Raw genomic sequence first — 3,491 nt, forward strand, 5'->3', positions numbered from 1 at the left:
ATCGGTCAGCTCGTACTGCGTCCACCACGCGGCGTGCCCCGTGGTGGTGCTCAGGGCCCCACAGCCCGAGAGCGTCGAAGAACCCCGTCCCGTCATCACACCTGGACCGCTGCTGTGACCACGCACATCGAGACCCGCGCCCTGCTCTCCGACGGCACCGTCATCGCGCTGCGCGAGGCGAGCCCCGAGGACGCCGACGCACTGCGCGAGCTCCGCCGAGAACTGCCCGACCGCTACCCCCTCGCCGAGAACGACGTCGTGCTCTGCGCGTTCTCCGACGACGAGCTCATCGGCGCGGGCGCCTACGCGCCCTCCGCCGAGGACGAGACCACCGCCAACGTGGTGCTGGTCGTCACCTCGGCGAGCCAGTCCCGAGGCGTCGGGACGCTCCTGCTGGAGCACCTGGTCTCGCTCGCGCGGGGCCGGGGCGTGCGCCGGTTCACCGCCGACCTGCTCAGCGACAACCCGAGGATGCTCGGGCTGTTCAGCGAGCTGGGCCTGGTCATGACCGCCACCCCGGACACCGAGGTGGTGCGCGTCGACCTCGGCCTCGACGCGGGCGAGGACTACCTGGACGCGGTCGCCAACCGCGAGCTGACCTCCGGCGTGGCGAGCCTGCGGGCGGTGCTCAAGCCGACCTCGATCGTCGTCATCGGCGCGGGCCGCAACGCCACCTCGGTCGGGCACGCGGTGCTGGCGAACCTGGTCAAGGGCGAGTTCGCGGGCGAGCTGCACGCGGTCAACCCCAAGGCCGACGAGCTGCTCGGCGTCACCTGCTACCCGTCGGTGGCCGAGCTGCCCGTCGCCCCCGACCTGGCCGTGATCTGCGTGCCCGCCGCGGCGGTGCCCGCCGTGGCCGAGGACTGCGGCAAGCGCGGAGTCAAGGCCATGGTGGTCGTCACCTCCGGCGTCGACCCGAAGCCGCTGCTGGCGTCCGTGCACAAGCACGGGATGCGCATGGTCGGCCCGAACTGCATCGGCGTCGCCTCCACCGACCCCGAGGTGCGGATGGACGCCACGTTCACCCGCAAGGGCTCGGGCGGCGGCGGCATCGGCCTGGTGACCCAGTCCGGCGGCGTGGCCATCGCGGTGCTGGAGCAGCTGAGCGCGCTCGGCATGGGCACCACCGACGTGGTCTCCACCGGCGACAAGTACGACGTGAGCGGCAACGACCTGCTGCTGTGGTGGGAGCGCGACGAGCGCACCACCTCGGTGGTGCTGTACCTGGAGTCGTTCGGCAACCCGCGCAAGTTCTCCCGGCTGGCCCGCAGGGTCGCCAGGCGCAAGCCGGTGCTGGCGATCCGCTCCGCCACCAGCGAGGCCGGTCAGCGGGCGGCGGCGTCGCACACCGCGTCCACCGCGACCCCGGCGGTCACCCAGGAGGCCCTGTTCCGGCAGGCGGGCGTGATCGTGGTCGACGGCATCGCCGAGCTGGTGGAGGTGCTGGCGGCGCTGGAGAACACCGCGCTGCCGCAGGGCCGCTCGGTCGCGGTGGTCAGCAACGCCGGTGGTCTCGGCGTGCTCGCCGCCGACGCCTGCTCGCACAACGGGCTGACCGTCGCCGACCTGTCCGAGGACACCACGGCGAAGCTCGCCGCGCTGCTGCCCTCGGTGGCCAGCACGACCAACCCGGTCGACACCACCGCCGTGCTCGACGCCGACGTGTTCGCGCAGTGCGTGGACGTCGTGGCCGCCGACCCGGCCGTGGACGCGGTCATCGCGGTCACCGTGCCCACCGCGCTGGGCAACCCGGCCGAGGGCATCCGCACCAGCTCCAAGCCGGTGCTCGCGGTCGCCGCCGACCAGCTCGGCTCGGTCGCGATCCTGGAGAACGGCATCGCCTCCTACGCCGACCCGGTGCGCGCCGCCGAGTCGCTGGCCGCGCTGGTGCAGCGCGCCGAGTGGCTGCGCAGGCCCGCGCCCGCCGCGGTCGACCTGCCCGGCATCGACGTGCCGCTGGCCCGCAAGGTCGTGGCCGAGCACTTCGCGGTCGAGCCCGAGGGCGGCTGGCTGGAGCCCGACCAGGTGGTGCGGCTGCTGAGCGCGTTCGGCCTGCCGATCCTGGGCGGCGTGCTGGCCTCCGACGTGGAGGGCGCGGTCGCGGCGCAGAAGTCGTTCGGGCAGCCGATCGCCATGAAGGCGGTGGCGCGCGGCGTGCTGCACAAGAGCAAGGCGGGCGGCGTCAAGCTGAACCTGGGCACCCCCGAGCGGGTCGCCGAGGAGTTCACCGGGATGCAGGAGCGCTTCGGCGACCGGCTGGAGGGCGTGTTCGTCCAGCCGATGGCCGAGAGCGGCCGGGAACTGCTCGTGGGCGTGGTGAGCGACCAGCGCTTCGGGCCGCTCGTGGTGACCGGCCTCGGCGGCGTGGACACCGACCTGCTGGACGACCGGGCCGCCGCGCTCGCGCCCCTGACCTCGGCGGACGTGGACGACCTCTTGCGCGGCTTCCGCGCCTCCGCCAAGGTGTTCGAGCAGCACCCGGAGGAGCCGGTGCACGACGTGCTGCTGCGCGTGTCGCGGCTGGCGGAGATGGTGCCGGAGATCGCCGAGCTTGACCTCAACCCCTTGGTCGTCAAGGGGGAGCGGGTCATCGCCGTGGACGCGCGGGTCCGCTTGGAACCCGTCGCCCCGGTCGACCCGTACCTGCGAGCGTTGCGGAGGGCCGGGGCGTGAACATCGGGGCGATCGTGGTCGGGGTCGACGGGTCGGAGCGGTGCCGGAAGGCGCTGGCCTGGGCGATGGACGAGGCGGTGGCGCAGGGCAGGCCGCTGCACGTCGTGAACGCCTGGGAGCTGTGCGACGAGGGCGAGCGCGCCTCCCGCGCCCGCTCGGTCGCCCTGGTGGAGAACCTGCTGCGGCAGGTCTGCGACGGCCGCGACGTGGTGCCGGAGGTCGTGCGGCACAGCGTGCGCGGGTGCGCGTCGGAGGTCCTGTCCCGCAGGGCGCGCGGTCAGTCGATGCTGGTGCTGGTCGAGGAGGGCAAGGTTTCGGCGTCCGCTCCGGTGGTCGTGGCGCCCGCGCCTCGGGGTCCGGTCGACTGACGGTTTTTCGGCGAAGGCCCCATCCGGTGCGGGTGGGGCCTTCGCCGTGCGAGGGTGTCGGGGTGGTGACGAGCACGCCCGAGGGGGACGGTGACCTGGGTGGCCGACGTGCTGGCCGTGCTGGACCTGGCGGAGGCTGCGGGCGCGCGGCTGTGGATCGACGGCGGGTGGGGCGTGGACGCGCTGCTCGGCGAGCGGACCCGGCGGCACGGGGACCTGGACGTGGTGGTGGAGGGGCGCGGGGTGATCGGCGGGCGCGAGGTGGAGTGCGTGTCGGCGGAGTGGGCGGTGCGGTTCCACGACGAGTACACCGGGGACGCGGACGACCGGGCCGACGTGCGGGCGCTGTGCGCGCGGTTCGGCCCGGACGGCGAGGGGTGTGAGCCAAGAGCGAAGAGCGAACCTGGCGAGTCGCAGTGTGGGGTCGCAGTGCGCCATTTCGTGGTCTCG

The 3,491-nt window shown here is 73.7% G+C and carries 3 protein-coding genes; all 3 read left to right on the forward strand.

Annotation, left to right across the window (positions count from 1 at the left end; genetic code table 11):
• Nucleotides 1-114: 114 nt before the first annotated feature.
• Nucleotides 115-2,673 (forward strand): bifunctional acetate--CoA ligase family protein/GNAT family N-acetyltransferase, encoded by a 2,559-nt coding sequence (locus ACTUAL_RS23335; RefSeq protein WP_440901739.1) that lies wholly within the window; start codon nt 115-117, stop codon nt 2,671-2,673.
• On the forward strand, nt 2,670-3,041 hold the full coding sequence (locus ACTUAL_RS23340; RefSeq protein ID WP_440901740.1) for a universal stress protein: 372 nt from the start codon (nt 2,670-2,672) through the stop codon (nt 3,039-3,041). Before ACTUAL_RS23335 ends, ACTUAL_RS23340 begins: the two co-directional genes overlap by 4 nt.
• Before the next feature lie 90 nt (nt 3,042-3,131).
• Nucleotides 3,132-3,491 (forward strand): nucleotidyltransferase domain-containing protein (locus ACTUAL_RS23345; RefSeq protein WP_440901741.1); only part of this gene is annotated, 360 nt, incomplete at its 3' end.

This window comes from Actinosynnema sp. (genome assembly GCF_052038725.1).